The 13,525-nt window shown below is 56.2% G+C and carries 13 protein-coding genes; 2 read left to right on the top strand and 11 right to left on the bottom strand.

Going from position 1 to position 13,525, the window contains the following annotated elements; translation table 11 throughout:
• Window position 1: 1 nt before the first annotated feature.
• The 6 genes from IQ254_RS12830 to IQ254_RS12805 form a co-directional block, all read right to left on the bottom strand.
• Window positions 2-832, bottom strand: coding sequence for an alpha/beta fold hydrolase (locus IQ254_RS12830; RefSeq protein ID WP_193966552.1), 831 nt, complete (start codon window positions 830-832; stop codon window positions 2-4).
• Window positions 833-924: 92 nt separating this feature from the next.
• On the bottom strand, window positions 925-1,623 hold the full coding sequence (locus IQ254_RS12825; protein WP_193966551.1) for a lysophospholipid acyltransferase family protein: 699 nt from the start codon (window positions 1,621-1,623) through the stop codon (window positions 925-927).
• 179 nt (window positions 1,624-1,802) lie between these two features.
• Window positions 1,803-2,843 (bottom strand): 23S rRNA (adenine(2503)-C(2))-methyltransferase RlmN, encoded by a 1,041-nt coding sequence (gene rlmN, locus IQ254_RS12820; protein WP_193966569.1) that lies wholly within the window; start codon window positions 2,841-2,843, stop codon window positions 1,803-1,805.
• A gap of 102 nt (window positions 2,844-2,945) precedes the next feature.
• A complete protein-coding gene (locus IQ254_RS12815; RefSeq protein WP_193966550.1) occupies window positions 2,946-3,800 on the bottom strand; it encodes an SPFH domain-containing protein in 855 nt (284 codons plus the stop codon).
• A gap of 98 nt (window positions 3,801-3,898) precedes the next feature.
• A complete protein-coding gene (locus tag IQ254_RS12810) occupies window positions 3,899-4,801 on the bottom strand; it encodes a phosphorylase (protein WP_193966549.1) in 903 nt (300 codons plus the stop codon).
• Between the two features lie 744 nt (window positions 4,802-5,545).
• Window positions 5,546-6,598, bottom strand: coding sequence for a hemolysin family protein (locus tag IQ254_RS12805; RefSeq protein ID WP_193966548.1), 1,053 nt, complete (start codon window positions 6,596-6,598; stop codon window positions 5,546-5,548).
• 188 nt (window positions 6,599-6,786) lie between these two features.
• On the opposite strand from IQ254_RS12805, the gene IQ254_RS12800 reads away from it, so the two are divergent.
• On the top strand, window positions 6,787-8,685 hold the full coding sequence (locus tag IQ254_RS12800) for an ABC transporter ATP-binding protein (RefSeq protein WP_193966547.1): 1,899 nt from the start codon (window positions 6,787-6,789) through the stop codon (window positions 8,683-8,685).
• Between the two features lie 26 nt (window positions 8,686-8,711).
• On the opposite strand, the gene IQ254_RS12795 is transcribed toward IQ254_RS12800, so the two are convergent.
• Both IQ254_RS12795 and IQ254_RS12790 read right to left on the bottom strand, forming a co-directional pair.
• Window positions 8,712-9,116 (bottom strand): type II toxin-antitoxin system VapC family toxin, encoded by a 405-nt coding sequence (locus tag IQ254_RS12795; RefSeq protein WP_193966546.1) that lies wholly within the window; start codon window positions 9,114-9,116, stop codon window positions 8,712-8,714.
• Window positions 9,104-9,325, bottom strand: a complete 222-nt coding sequence (locus IQ254_RS12790; protein WP_193966545.1) for a hypothetical protein — start codon at window positions 9,323-9,325, stop codon at window positions 9,104-9,106. Before IQ254_RS12790 ends, IQ254_RS12795 begins: the two co-directional genes overlap by 13 nt.
• 193 nt (window positions 9,326-9,518) lie before the next feature.
• On the opposite strand from IQ254_RS12790, the gene IQ254_RS12785 reads away from it, so the two are divergent.
• On the top strand, window positions 9,519-11,807 hold the full coding sequence (locus tag IQ254_RS12785) for a GUN4 domain-containing protein (RefSeq protein WP_193966544.1): 2,289 nt from the start codon (window positions 9,519-9,521) through the stop codon (window positions 11,805-11,807).
• Between the two features lie 113 nt (window positions 11,808-11,920).
• On the opposite strand, the gene IQ254_RS12780 is transcribed toward IQ254_RS12785, so the two are convergent.
• The 3 genes from IQ254_RS12780 to IQ254_RS12770 form a co-directional block, all read right to left on the bottom strand.
• On the bottom strand, window positions 11,921-12,145 hold the full coding sequence (locus tag IQ254_RS12780; protein WP_193966543.1) for a hypothetical protein: 225 nt from the start codon (window positions 12,143-12,145) through the stop codon (window positions 11,921-11,923).
• The gene (locus IQ254_RS12775) at window positions 12,142-12,564 is read right to left on the bottom strand and encodes a GIY-YIG nuclease family protein (protein WP_228040624.1); all 423 of its coding nucleotides are present in this window, start codon (window positions 12,562-12,564) and stop codon (window positions 12,142-12,144) included. Before IQ254_RS12775 ends, IQ254_RS12780 begins: the two co-directional genes overlap by 4 nt.
• Before the next feature lie 44 nt (window positions 12,565-12,608).
• Window positions 12,609-13,525, bottom strand: a 917-nt coding sequence (locus IQ254_RS12770) for a 3'-5' exonuclease (RefSeq protein WP_313887441.1), incomplete at its 5' end; no start/stop codon positions are given.

The raw sequence follows: 13,525 nt of genomic DNA, 5'->3' as shown, positions 1-13,525 counted from the left end.
GTCAAGAGGCCAGGGGCGTGGGCTGACTGGCGACAGGCCCGCTTTGCCCGGGGCTGGGCAACTGGGGTAAAAAGTCGACCGCTGCCAGAATCTCCTGGAGATTGACGTTGTCCTCTAGCAGGCTGATATGCCCGCTGTTGGGCAGGGGATAAATGCGAGGGCAAGGGAGGAGGTTGGCCAGGCGCTGGGCCTCTTCGAGGGAGGGCAACAGGCGATCGCTGAGAGAGGCCACCAGTAGGGTAGACGCCTTCACTCGATGCAGCTGAAGGGGTTCTAAGCGAAACTGCGACAGCAAGGTTAGACGCCAGGCAGCACTGGACTGGGACAATACTTTGACAGAGCGCATTAAGGCCTGGCGATTGGCATTCCCGATCCGGCTGAGATTAGCCATGATCGGCAGACTGCCGAGGGTAGACCCCTGGTAAAGGGGCGGTGCTACCCAGGCCGTAAAGTTGGCCAGCCAGTGCAGCCACGAAAACCGATGGAAGGCCGAGGCCGAGTTAACCAAGATTAGGTGGCTAGCTAGAGCTGGGGCCAGGGCCACAACCCGCAGGGCAAGGCAGGCCCCAAAGGATTCACCACACAGATAGATCGGGGTAGTCCTGCGCTCCTGGCGAATGAGCTGCACCACCTGGCTAGCCAGGCTTTCCCACGATGAGAGGTCATCTGGAGGAATGACTAAACAGCGCACATCAAAGTGATGCTTGAGGCCATCGGTTTGGGCGGCAAACAGTTTGCCACTGCCATCCATGCCGGGTAAATAGACAAATAGAGGCCGCTGGGGGTTAGGGCCAGCAGGGGCGTAAAACGTTAAAGCAGTGGGTTCTGGCATAGATAGGCCGTCTGTGCGGGCGGCGGTGACGTGAGACCAAGGCGACGATTGGATAACCACTGTAAGTAGGCTTTAGTGGTCTTTAGTGGTCTTTAGTAGGCCCCCTGCTTGAGCTGGGTGGCAATTTCATCCTGGCAGCACTGAGTAATTTCGGTAGCTAGAGCCCCGGCCCCTTTACTGCGGTAGTGCGATCGCAGCCGGGCATCGACCCTGATGGGCCGACCAATCAGCAGATCGACCTGATGGTAAACCACCGCCGGATGCCACCCCGACTGCTGAAACAGCGGCTCTGTGGCATCAAACAAACTCAGCCACCGCAGCGGCATGACAGGATTGTTGGTTTCTCGGCGAGCGGCAATGGCAACGGGCACAATGGCCAACTCATCTACCGGCGCTCGCATGGCCAGGTGGGCAAACCCCCGATGGAACGTGCTCAAATTATCGGGGCTAGTTGGGCTGACCATAGGCGCAGCCCCCTCCGGGAAAATGCCCACCGCCTCGCCGTCTTCCAAAGCCTTCATCGCCCGGCGAAAGAATGCCGTTTGGCCTTTATCGGGGGCGTCTAGAGGGAGGCAGCCCAGGGCGCTGATCACCGTACGTAACCCCGGCACCTGGCTCATATAGTGGTGGCAGGCAAAGCGCACCGAGCGGTCTACGGCATTCATCAACAGCGGCGCATCCATAATGCTGCGGTGATTGCTCACCACCACCAGGGGCTGAGTGGCAGGTAGGCGATCGCGCCCATGAACCGAAATGTTGACCGGTGAAAGCGCCAGCAGCCAATTAGACATCTCCAACGGACTTAAGGTCGGGGAAGCGAGCCGAGATAGAGGAGCGAGGGTCATCAAAGTGAACTTGAAAGGACAACTCCATTCCCTGGTCAGGGAGCAGAGCGCTATGTTTCATAACTTAACAAAATCTCAAGCATTCACCAGGAGATTCCCCTATGGGGTGAGATTTACCCATGGGGTTAGCTGGGTCGGCGAGACGCCCGCAGTTGGCCACAGGCAGCATTTTCCTCTAGACCGCGAGAATAGCGCACAGTGACGGCAATTCGCCGAGCCTCTAGCTCGGCGACAAAAGCGCGAATGCTGGCTTCGCTGGGGCGCTGGTAGTCGGCCTCATCAATGGGATTGTAGGGAATCAGGTTGACATGGCTCTGAAAACCTCGCAGATGCTGCGCCAGCTCTGCCGCGTTAGCGGGCTGGTCGTTGAGCCCAGCCAGCAGAATGTACTCAAACGTCACCCGTCGCCCGGTGAGCTGCACATACTCCCGACATTCGTCGAGCAGCACCGACAGCGGATAGGCACCGGCACTGGGAATCAGCTGCAGCCGCTGGGTCTGGTTAGAAGCGTGCAGGCTCACCGCCAGGGTGACCTGGAGCTGCTCTGCCGCCAGGGCGCGAATGCGGCCCGGCACCCCCACCGTCGATAGGGTCATGGCCCGCTGGCCAATGCCCACATCCTGGTTGAGGCAGCGAATGGCGGCCACGGCGTTGGCGCTATTGAGCAGCGGCTCGCCCATACCCATAAATACGATGTGACTGACCCGCTGGCCAAAGTCTTCCTGCACCGTGAGCACCTGGTCAACAATTTCGTGGATGCCCAGATTGCGCACAAAGCCGCCCTTGCCCGTGGCACAGAAGTCGCAGGCCATGGGGCAACCCACCTGCGACGACACACAGACCGTCAGCCGCTTAGCCGAAGGAATGCCCACAGTTTCAATGATTTGACCATCGGCCAGCCGGAGCAAATACTTCACCGTATCGTCGCTGGCCACCACCCGATGGTGCAGAGCAGAGCGCCCCACATCGACATGCTCCCAGGCCTGTCGCCAGGCTTTGGGAAAGACGGTGATGTCAGAGAGCGATCGCGCGCCCTGGTGGTACAGCCACTGGTAGAGCTGCTTGCCTCGGTAGGTCGGCTGCCCCTGGGCTTGCACCCACTCCGTGAGCGCCTCCAGCGATTGGCCCAGCAACGGCAGCGCCGCCCTAGGCTGATGAGTGGCGATCGGGGTAGCCGACGATGGGCCCGTTTGGAACCCAGAATAAACAGTCATGGCAGTCCACAGAGCATAGTCTTCTATGGTAACGATACGGCTACCTGAAAAGCTCTATTTCCGCCGCCGACTGGGAAAATTGTCGTCGTCGTAGCGCCCCTCAGGGGTCGTAGGGGTATTCATCAGATCCACCAACCCTTCTGTCAAGAATTTAGGATCCATAAACACCACTTTTGAGTTGTCACTTTCCCCCAGTTTTTGGTTGGCATCTACATAGCGCTGGGCCAGTAAATACTTGAGAATTTCGCCGGTATCACTACGCTGCTGCAGCGCTTTAGAGAGCATTTCAATCGATTCTACCGTTGCCTGGGCGCGCTTAATCGCCGCTTCCTGCTCTCCCTGGGCTTCGAGCACCGTGGCCCGGCGTTTGAGCTCCGCCGCCTGCTGCAGCTGCATCGATCGCCGCACTTCTTCCGGCGGCGTAATTTCCTGCACTTCGACCCGGGTTACCTTAACGCCCCAGGGTTCGGTGGCCTCATCGAGCTGAGACAGCAACGCCCGATTGAGCTCGTCCCGAGATGAGAAAGTACGCTCAAACTCCATCTTGCCGATCTCAGAGCGCAGGGTCGTAATCACCAGTTCTTCGATCGCCTGCTCAACATTCTCAATGGCGTAGTAAGTCAGCTCTAGCTCCAAAATACGCCAGTAAACCACGGCGTCTACATCTAGCGATACGTTATCTCTAGTGATAGCGGCCTGTTTATCCACATCGAGAAGTTGCTCGCGCACGCTGTCGCGCAGCACAATATAGTCGAGCACCGGCACAATAAAGTTAAGGCCAGGCCTGAGCTTGCGGTGGTAGCGCCCGAGCCGCTCAACCAGAGCCTCGGTGCCCTGGTTAATAATGCGCACTGAGCCAACGGTGTAGCCGATGATAATCAGCGCAAAAATTCCAATAATCTGCGGCACGGGTAGCCCCCAAACGGCTGAAGGGTGAAGTAAGCCTGTTCTACTGACCAGTGTACCGATTTCTTCTCAAAGTGAGTCGGGCAACTTGAGGGCGTCACTTAGCGGTCTGGGCTCTGGTAGGCCACCTGCTTGAGCACCGTCATCGGGCCGATGGCCTTAAGCCACGCCAACTGCGCCGGAGTTTTGACCAGCAGCGACCCCGCAAACCCTAGGGAGTTTACCGGGATAGACTCATAGCTCTCCCGTTGGCGGGGTACAGCGATCATCCAGCGGCGGGTGGCCAGTAGGTTGTAGGGCAGCGTCTGAGTGGGGTTGTTCCAGTCAACGCCCAGGTAGGCCAGTAGGGTGCGGTAGGTAGTCAGCAGGGTGTCGCCATCGGCCCCCGCTCCCAGGGGCATAATGGCGTGGCGAAAGGGTAGCATCGGCGACTCAACCGGGGCGGTGGGGGTGAGGGCTAGGTTAGCAACCACCGTTGCTAGGGGGAGAGGGCTATGATCGGGGCAGAGGGGCGGCGGCACCAGTTGTAAATGCTTGTGCCGCTGGCTGGCCCCGGCCAGCCGACCGCCGTTATAAAACGCCAGGCCGTCAATCTCAGCCAGGGTGAGGGCAAGGGCGGCAAAGTCGGCGCGGGTGAGCCAGGTATCTTGGTCTTCAAAGGCGCGGGTGACGATCAAAATGTGGTGGTCAACCACGTTGTACTTATTTAGCAGACACAGATGAGTAGCCGATAGATTGGCCACAAACAAGTCGAGATCGTAGGGCAAAAACGGGTTGACGGGCTGGCCTTGCTTTTGCCGGGTAGATTGGGCCAGATCAGCCTTTTCTTTACGCACCAGGTTGGCCAAAATTCTCACTAAAAAGCGCATGCTGCCGTGATCGACAAACTCGTAGTGGGTATCGATAGACTTTAGGGCACCACAGTCTAGGGCGTGGCGGGTTTGCTGCTGAATTTTGCGCCACAAGTCACCGGGAGCTAGCTCAACCTCGGGGGAATACACCATGGGCAACGGCGAAGGTAAATATTACCTCCCCGACTGTAACAAACCACCGCCCTCCCAGAGGATGACTTCAAAGCCCGGGCTGGTTATCTCAAAAAAACGAGTGGCGTAATACAGACCATTCGATTAATGTTGCCAGGGAGGAGATAGATCTTGAGCCTTACCAGCTAGGTACGCCAAACGAATATGTTATAGAGTAGCCAGATCAACCTGTGGCAACTGACTGGACTCAGAATACCGTTTACAAGAGTCGGGGCAGATAATCTGCTGAACGAAAAAATGGCCAATCGTTTTGCCAAACAAGGCTAAAAATTGATCCCTTTAAACACAACAACACCCAATCCTCTAATCAAAGAACTTCCTACATCGTTGTTGAGCTTTCCTGGAGGTAAGGACTCACGTTTATACCCTTTTAGGGAATAAACAAACCCTTGACAACTCCCATTTGCTTAATTAAGGAAGGGTTGACCCGAAAGATTGGGTGTTGGTGGTTAGGCGAGACAGATTCAAAGTTAACAGCGTTTTCACTCCTTCTTGTGTGTGGACAATTGGCTGTTTTATCTGCCAGGGGAGCCTCATCAGCTCCACATTCAATATACATCTATAGGACTTAGACTCTAGATTTTGAAATGATAGTTAACAGTGGGTTAAGCAGCACTTTATTTAGGGCTTGAAATAGGGGTTTGTTATTAGTAATTTTTTTGGTAGAAAGAAAATTGTGGTGTACTTTGGGTTGACAGTTCAGCGCTAACGCTCGGCGGGCCAGTTAAACCCGCGGGTACGCAGGATTTGCCGCCCCCGCTGGCGAGCCAGCTTTTGCAGGTCAATGCTGCGATCGGTTTCGTCGACAATTTCTCCGGTGAGCACCTCTAGCACGTCTTCGAGGGTGACGACCCCTGAGACGCCACCGTACTCGTCGACGACAACGGCCAGATGCTCGCGGACCGTTTGAAAGTCTTGGAGTAACTTGTCGGCTCGTTCGGCCTCTGCGACAAAGCGCACGGGACGAGCGATCTGGCTCAAGAGCTGGTCGCCCTGGCCGCGAATGAGAGCGGTGAGGAGATCGTTTTTAAGCACCAGACCCACAATCCGATCGATGTCGTTGTCGCTGACCAGAATGCGGCTGTGCTGGGATTTGAGAATTTGCTCCTGGGCGGCGGCAATGGTGAGGTCGCCGGGCAGGTGGGTGACGGCCACACGGGGGGTCATGATATCGATCGACTTCATGTCGTTGAGACGGAACACGCGGCGAATCATTTCGGCTTCGTCAGCTTCGATGATGCCCTCCTGGTGGCCAATGGTGGCCATGAGCTTAATTTCAGCTTCGTTGGTGCTGGGGCCTTTACCCTGGCTGGTCAGCGGGGCGGTAATGTTCTCCAGCAGCAGCACGATGGGCGTAAATAGCCAGGTGAGCCACTGTACCGGTACGACCAGGGTGAGGGCAATGGGGAGGGCGTAGCGCTCGCCAAAGATTTTGGGGAAAATTTCCCCGAATAAAATTACCAGCAGCGTCAGCAGGCCCGTGAAAACTCCCAGCAGAGCATCCTTAAAGAGGTTGGCGGCAATGCCCCCAATCAGCACGCTGCCAACAATGTTGAACAGGTTGTTGAGAATCACAATGGTGGCAATGGGCCGATTGATTTTTTGGCGAATGGCTAGCAGCGCCACTGCCGCCGGCCTTTTTGACTCGGCTAGCTGACGAGCCTTGAGTAATGGCACCGATAGCAGGGCTGCTTCACTACAGGAGCACAGGGCGGAGCCCATCAGCATGATCAAAATAGCGATCGCAAGATTCAGCATGGGTTTGGTTAGGGGCAAACGAAACCGGTAAGGGGAAGGTTGTTATGATTCATCTACTATGATCCATTAGCGAGATTAATCAACGCCCCTTTACACCCAAGTTGATTGTGCCCTTGGCGACATGGTCTGGGGTTGGGTGAGGTGGTCTAATGTTTTTGTTGTCCCTGGTTGTCGGCTAATAGCACCCCATGAGCGATACCATTCTCGATGTTAAGCACCTCACCGTTGACTTTGAGGTTGACGACCAAACTATTCACGCGGTAGACAACATTTCGTTTCAGGTGCAGCGGGGGCAAACCCTGGGAATTGTGGGGGAGTCGGGGTCGGGCAAGTCGGTGACATCGCTGGCGGTGATGGGGCTGGTGCCCAGCCCGCCGGGCAAGGTGGTCAACGGCGAGATCTGGTTTAGGGGCGGCGATCGCGGTGCCGTAGACCTGCGCACCCTGGGCGACACCGAGATGCAGGACTATCGGGGTGGTCAGATCTCGATGATTTTTCAGGAGCCGATGAGCTCCCTCAACCCGGTCTATACCGTTGGGTTTCAGATGGTGGAGGCGATTTGCCAGCACCAGGCTATTGCTAAAGACGTGGCGCGATCGCAGGCGATTGAGCGTTTGCAGGAGGTCGATCTACTGCCCAGCAACGACAAGCTGCTGGCTACCCTCCGAGCCGAAAAGCCCGGTCTCAGCGATGCCTTTTTGCAGGAAGAAGCGGAGCGCCGCCAGCAGGCCATTCTCAACCGCTACCCCCACGAGCTGTCGGGGGGGCAGATTCAGCGGGTGATGATTGCCATGGCGATCTCCTGCAACCCAGCCCTACTGATCGCCGACGAGCCCACCACGGCGCTAGATGTGACCGTGCAGGCCACCATTCTCGACCTGCTGCGGCAGCTGCGCGATCGCCGGGGCATGTCGCTAATTTTCATCACCCACGACCTGGGCATCATCGCCGAGATTGCCGACCAGGTGGCGGTCATGTACCAGGGCAACATCGTTGAGGCGGGGCCGGTGATGGATATTTTTGCCCGGCCCCAACATCCCTACACCAAGGGCCTACTGGCCTGCCGCCCCCAGCCCAACCAACAGCTGCGGCTGTTGCCCACGGTGGCCGACTTTATGATCAGCGATGCCGCCGGGGCTGCCGATGACAACGGCACCATCTGGCGCGAGCGCGGGTTCGACGCCGAGGCTGAAGCCCGCTTTGCGCCGTTGACCGAGGCAGAATTGACCGCCCGGGCAGAGACCCTAGCCGCCAATGGCCCCTTGCTGGCGGTCGAGAACTTACGGGTGGGCTACCCGATTCGGGGCGTGTTTGGCAAAACCCGCCGCCACGTGATGGCGGTACAGAATGTGTCGTTTCAAATCAACAAGGGCGAAACCTTTGGCCTGGTGGGCGAGTCGGGCTGCGGCAAGACTACCCTGGGCCGAGCGCTGCTGCGGCTGGTGCCCGCCATGGGCGGCAAGATCTGGTTTGAGGGCCGCGATGTGCTGGGGCTGAGGTCGTCGCAGCTGCGGCAGTTGCGGCGGGATATGCAGATTGTGTTTCAAGACCCCTTCAGCTCCCTTGACCCACGCATGAGCATTGGCGCGGCGATCGCCGAACCGCTGAAAATCCACGGCGTTAGCAAGAGCACCCGCAATCGCCAGGAGCGGGTGGCCTACCTGCTCGATCGCGTTGGGCTGCCCACCACTTGCATCAACCGCTACCCCCACGAGTTTTCGGGCGGGCAGCGGCAGCGGGTGTGCATTGCTCGGGCGCTGGCGCTCAACCCCAAGTTCATCATCTGCGATGAGTCGGTGTCGGCGCTGGATGTGTCGGTGCAGGCCCAGGTGCTCAACCTGCTCAAAGAGCTCCAGGCGGAATTTGACCTCACCTACATTTTCATTTCCCACGACCTGGCGGTGGTGAAGTTTATGAGCGATCGCATCATGGTGATGAACCAGGGCCAGGTAGAAGAAATCGGCCCCGCCGAGCAGGTCTACCGCCAGCCCCAGAAGACCTATACCCAGGAGCTGATCAACGCGATTCCAATCGGTAGTTTGGAACGAATTGAGGCATTGCAGCGCGATCGCGCCTCGGTGGCTTAGAGCTAACTTCAAGCGCGCTTTAGCTCTCATGACTCCATGAGACAGCCCTCAAGCTCTGGGTATTGGGGAAATAAACCATCGATGCTGGCAAGCTGACCCTTGAGCAACAGCGATGTCGCAATAATCATGCGGTCAAATGGATCTTTGTGGACAGGTGACAATCCAACTGCGCAGCACATTATTTCGGCAGTGAGCGGCAGTAGGGTAATACCTGATGGAGCAAGGGCTTCTTCAAACCACTGTTGTGCGAGGCAAGGAAGTTCTAAACGCCCCCGCTGCTCTGCTAACGCAATTTCGTAGCAGGAGACCGGGGAAACGCCTACATCAGAAGAGGTTTCGATCTGAGTTCTCCAATGGGCTGGAAACCGCTCAAATTCTTGATTGATGAACCAAAACCAAATGTGTGTGTCCAGCACGATCACTTCAGGCATTCCCAATCGTCTTCTGTAGCAATGGGTCTGACGATATCACCTAGAGTTTTACCCATGCCTGCGATCGCGCTAGAGGCTACTCGCTGAGTAGGCACATCTGGAGTGTCTTCCAGGATGGTGATAATGACTCGCGCAGTTTTGATCTGAGGCTGCTCTGAGAGCCATTTCAACTGGCCGTCTTTATAAATTGCTTCGTAGCTTTTAAGCATGGCACTGCATTTCGAGAATCATTGCTTCGACGCTAGCACGATTTGTAAGGTCTGTTGCCAAGCTGCACAATGAGCGTGGCAATGCCGGTAATGGTGGCCATCAAGGCCATAGATAATTATGCTCTAGCCTAGAGCCTAGCTGAGGTGAACAGAGGTAGGCCAAAATAAGAGGCAACCTGCCCCTGCTGCCCCAATGACTCAAACCCCGCCCCAAGGCCCCAACGCACCCTTAAACGAACGCGTAGCCGAGTTGTTACTCAAAGCCATTGCCGCTGGGGGCCTTACCGCAGGGGGAGCAAACGCTTTTTGGCAACTGACTAAAGATGATGGCAGCATTCCTAAAGCCATTGCCTCGGCGGTCATCGGTCTGGGGATTGCCTATGGCACAACGCTGCTCAAGCCTATTGACTCGGGTAATCGACGACGGCTAGAACAGGCGGGCCAGGTCATCGACCAAACGATCGATCGCAGAACCGAGCAGGTCACGACTCGCCTCAGCGGGTTTGAGGACTGGTATCTGCAATGCCAGGCGTGGGATTGTCAGTCGTACCGGCCAGAGGGCGTGCCCCAGCAAGAGGGAATTTTCACCCCCATGCTGGAAGAAGTCTTTGTGCCCCTGGCGCTAGATCTCAGCAGCACGCTACCCGGTTTTAGGGCAGCAGTAGACTCGTTCAATCCTAAAGACCTGGAACGTGTTACCAACCTCAACATCTGGCACTTTTTGCGGAAGGCCGAGCAAACGCGACCCTTTCGTCAGTTGGTAATTCTGGCCTGGGGTGGCTATGGCAAAACCACGCTGCTCAAACACATTGCCTACCTGTACGGCACCAAGCAGCACGGTCGTCACGATGTCAAAAAGCGGATTCCGGTGCTGCTGGTGCTGCGCAAGTATCGCGATCTGCTGGCCAGTGAGAACGCGCCGGAGCTACCGACGCTGATCACCCAGCACCATATCCCCAGCTTGCCTAAGGAAGGGGATGATCGCCCAGTGCCCGAGAACTGGGCGACGACGATGCTGCGTCGGGGTGATGCGGTGATTATGCTCGATGGCTTTGACGAAGTGGCTAAAGATCAACGCCCTGCAGTAGCCAAGTGGATTAACGCTCAAATGCGCTGCTACGGCAACTCGATTTTCATCGTCACCTCACGTCCAAAAGCCTATCGCGATCAGGATGCTGCCCATCGGCTAGAACTCTCGACGCCCCTTTGGGTGCGCGACTTTAATGCTAACCAGCGCCGCGACTTTGTCACTCGCTGGTACCAGTGTCAAGAACGCTATGCCCACGGCGGTAGAGACACCCCCGATGTTAAACAGCTTGCAAATGAAGCGGCTCAAGATCTGCTGCGCCAGATAGAGGATCGCCAAGAGCTAAAAGACCTGGCCAAAAACCCGCTGCTGCTGAATATGATCGTCACGTTTCATCGGCGGTATCCGGGGGCGCGGCTGCCCCAGCGAAGGGTAGAACTATACCGCGACATTTGCCAGCTACAGCTAAGAGATAGACCTCGTGCCCGCCAGCTCGACACGCTGCTGACCCAGTGCGAGGCCCAAACTATTCTACAAATGCTGGCGCTATACATGATGCAGCAGCGGCAAGAGCGAATTTCACAGGCTGATCTGCGTCAGGTGCTCATTCACAGCCTGCAACAGCAAGAAGAGACAATCGACCCCGATGACTTTCTCGACCAAGTAGTGCAGATTAGCGAACTACTGGTGCAGCAGGAGGATGAGTATGAATTTGCCCATCTGAGCTTTCAAGAATACTTAGCCGCTGCCGAAGTAGCTCGCACCCAGCGAGAAACGCTGCTGTATGACTGCTTTGACGACGACTGGTGGAAGCCTACAATTTTGCTCTACGCCGCTCAAATAAAACCCGCAAGGCTGCTGCGCAAGATGATCGAGCAGGGGGCTACAGATTTGGCCTACACCTGCTGGCAAGACAAGACAAAGCAGCTCGACCCAGCGCTGGAAGACGAACTTAAAGGGTTGAAGCAAACCGTCGCTGCCTCTCGGTACCAGCAGCTAGAGCAGTATTTGAAAAATGGGCAGTGGCAAGAGGCCGATAGGGAAACCAAACACCTAATGATTACCGCCGTGGGTAAAGAGGAAGGCCAGTACTTCGAGAGTGATGATTTATTGAACTTCCCTTGCGATGAGCTTCTGGCAATTGATGGACTGTGGGTGCAGTATAGCCAGGGCAAATTTGGCTTTAGTGTGCAAAAAGAGATTTACCTGTCAACAGAAGTCGGCGGTATCGCTGATGGAAGGTATCATGAAAAAGCCTTTGAGCGATTTGGAGATCGAGTGGCTTGGCGCGAGAAAGACAAATGGGCGTTTCGTATTAAATATGACACCTCAGCACCGAAGGGACACCTCCCTTTTTCTGTTGGTTGGGGGGTATATGTTTCGGGGCACCTCCCTTTTTGGTTTGGTGTTGGGGTGTTGGGGGGGTTTTCTCTTCTCTCGCATTCAGACTTGTAAACTGTAGCAGATAAGCGCTCCAGCCCCGTCAATTTTGGATTTTGGATTTTGGATTGTTTCTCTTGTAGATTAAGTTTTGATCGAAGCAAGCGTAAATACCGTGGCTGAAACCTCTATGATTGATGCTGATTCAGGCAATGGGCCAAAAGGCAATCTTCAAAGCTGAAGGCTTCATCGTCAAGCAGGCTTGCAAGAGCCAGTTCGATCACAGCTTCGAGAGAGCAGTCTAACTCAGATGCTTTTTGCTCTAATCCTTCCTTGATGTAGTCAGGCAGATAGCCGACCAGTTGATGAATGGCTTCAGGTGGTAGGTGTTGCGTAAAGACGGTCTGAGTCATAGCGCTCTTGGAATCTTGACATTGTAGGGCGGATTTGAGGCTTGTAAAATCAAGGTTTCTAACTCATATGATAGCCCTGGCCTTTGCCATTCGTTGATGATGACGTACGCGATTCTGACGTCATTAGGATCGTAGCGGTCAAGCCAGCCCCAGAGAAAAACTTTATGCCCACCGCGCAGCCTATCCCGTAGATTTTTTGCTTTGCCAATGTATAGCAGTTCTTGAGTTCGATGACGATTGGAGGGCAACGGGGCGATCGCTTTAGAGCATAGTAGTTTCTTGCTCGCTAATGGCCTAAAGCTGTCGCCGTGGCGCAAATATAGGGCTAATGCAGCCGGTGGTTTTGCCAATGCGTCTGGCGGCAACGCTAATGCATCACCTTGTTTTAGGATGTCATCAATCGACAACGGCATTGTCATAGACCAATTCGCTGAGTTGCGGGCTAATAACTCAAGGACGATGCTCAATCGGTCAAATTGAGCGTGAGCTGCTGGGGGTAGAGGTCTTGGTAGAGTGCCTCGATGTCGCCCCGGCGATACATGTGGCGGTTGCCCCGGCGCGAGGTGCGGCGATCGCAGCCCCGGTCATCGAGCATCTGTTGCAGCTCGACTCGGGTGCATTTAAACACCTTAACGGCCTCCCGCAGCGGCACCCACTGCTGGATAAACTGCTGGCGCAGGTCATCATCAGATTTGTCGGCCAGGCGCTCGAGCAGCAGATTGGCCAGCAGCCAGCAGGCCTTGGTATCGGCCATGGCCCGGTGCGATCGCCCCACGTCAAAACCAAAGTGACGCACCAGCTGGGGCAGGCTGCGGGAGGGCAGGTCGGCCAGCAGCAGCCGCGACAACATCACCGTACAAAATTGCTGGCCCTGGGGACGCTGATAGCCCTGCCCCAGCCGCTGATATTCCTGCTGAATAAAGCTGTAGTCAAAGGCCAGGTTGTGGCCGGTGAGAGTGCCCTGGTCGAGGTGCGATCGCAGCGTTGACCACACCCTGTCAGCGGCCATACCCCCCTCTACCATGGCGGTGGTAATGCCCGTCAGTCGAGTAATGGTGTGGGGCACCCGCACCTGGGCATTGACCAAAAAATCGGCTTCGTAGGTAATGCCCTCGTGCAGCGACCCCTGCACCACGGCAATTTCAATCACGCGGGCCTCGTGGGGGCGCGACCCGGTGGTTTCCACATCCACCACCGTCAACTGGGTCTCGGGCAGCTGGCGATAGTAGGCCAGCAACTGGTCTGTCAACAGAGACGTCTGAGTGAGGCCGCCCACCGACACAGGAACCATAATGCTTCGATCGCAGCAAGTACCCTTAAGGTGCCACACTTTGGGGGCCATGGCGGTGTTTTGCGGCAGATTTGTCGGGGGCTGGGTTC

It is taken from the genome of Nodosilinea sp. LEGE 07088, assembly GCF_015207395.1.
GTDB lineage: Bacteria > Cyanobacteriota > Cyanobacteriia > Phormidesmidales > Phormidesmidaceae > Nodosilinea.
The sequence above is the reverse complement of the archived record's forward strand: the minus strand, read 5'-3'. Positions and strand labels throughout refer to the sequence as shown.

Bases quoted from the DNA above. Each gene is read 5' to 3' on its own strand.
- IQ254_RS12830 (WP_193966552.1), bottom strand. From the start codon at position 832: ATGCCAGAACCCACTGCTTTAACGTTTTACGCCCCTGCTGGCCCTAAC.
- IQ254_RS12825 (WP_193966551.1), bottom strand. From the start codon at position 1,623: ATGTCTAATTGGCTGCTGGCGCTTTCACCGGTCAACATTTCGGTTCAT.
- IQ254_RS12810 (WP_193966549.1), bottom strand. From the start codon at position 4,801: ATGGTGTATTCCCCCGAGGTTGAGCTAGCTCCCGGTGACTTGTGGCGC.
- IQ254_RS12805 (WP_193966548.1), bottom strand. From the start codon at position 6,598: ATGCTGAATCTTGCGATCGCTATTTTGATCATGCTGATGGGCTCCGCC.
- IQ254_RS12800 (WP_193966547.1), top strand. From the start codon at position 6,787: ATGAGCGATACCATTCTCGATGTTAAGCACCTCACCGTTGACTTTGAG.
- IQ254_RS12795 (WP_193966546.1), bottom strand. From the start codon at position 9,116: ATGCCTGAAGTGATCGTGCTGGACACACACATTTGGTTTTGGTTCATC.
- IQ254_RS12790 (WP_193966545.1), bottom strand. From the start codon at position 9,325: ATGCTTAAAAGCTACGAAGCAATTTATAAAGACGGCCAGTTGAAATGG.
- IQ254_RS12785 (WP_193966544.1), top strand. From the start codon at position 9,519: ATGACTCAAACCCCGCCCCAAGGCCCCAACGCACCCTTAAACGAACGC.
- IQ254_RS12780 (WP_193966543.1), bottom strand. From the start codon at position 12,145: ATGACTCAGACCGTCTTTACGCAACACCTACCACCTGAAGCCATTCAT.
- IQ254_RS12775 (WP_228040624.1), bottom strand. From the start codon at position 12,564: ATGACAATGCCGTTGTCGATTGATGACATCCTAAAACAAGGTGATGCA.